The organism is Glaciimonas sp. Gout2 (genome assembly GCF_035018905.1).
In the GTDB taxonomy this organism is placed as follows: domain Bacteria; phylum Pseudomonadota; class Gammaproteobacteria; order Burkholderiales; family Burkholderiaceae_D; genus Glaciimonas.
This window is the reverse complement of sequence record NZ_JASJXA010000134.1, coordinates 1-604: the sequence shown is the minus strand read 5'-3', so window position 1 is coordinate 604 and position 604 is coordinate 1. Positions and strand designations below refer to the sequence as shown.

Genomic DNA, 604 nt, shown 5'->3' with positions numbered 1-604 from the left:
CAGCTTGGCGATCAGGATTTTGATGCCCATCCCCTCCAACTCGGCCTCGGTTACCGGGATGCGCGCAGCCGAGTCGACAATATCCCCCTTGGTGATCTCGTCAATTGACGGTATCAGCCTCCCAAGCGACATAAGCTTCTTGAAAGGAGTCGCAATCCATTGATTGAAAAAGCCCAAACTCCATTCACGTTGCTGCCTGACTGCCTCATCGTAGTTCTTCATGGTCTGGGCTTGGCCCAGTTCGGCCACGGTATCGTAGGTGCGCGGGACCATCCCGTGGCGCTCGGCTTCGGGAATGACGATAAAAACATATAAATCGGGAACATTGGCTCCCCATCCACATTCCCGCATACGCTTAACATAACGCTTACGCATGGCTTTCAGATGTTCTGCCCATGGTGTGTACTGAAAGTATTGATTTTCGATATAGAGATAATTGCGCGCCTGACTGGTGGCCAGCCAGTAGGCTTCCTGAATAGTTTTGTCCGACTCTTCCGGTTGGGTACGCACGATCTGCGCCATCTGCCGCGTTGTGCCGGAAGGAAGAAGCCTAAAAGCATCCGGCGTGATCGCCTCCCGCGCGGACTGCAACCAGCCCGGTTGA

Annotated in this window: 1 pseudogene; it reads right to left on the bottom strand. The window is 54.1% G+C overall.

Features of this window, described 5'->3' with window-relative positions:
• Window positions 1-604: pseudogene (locus QN379_RS23490) on the bottom strand (phospholipase); the annotation flags it as partial.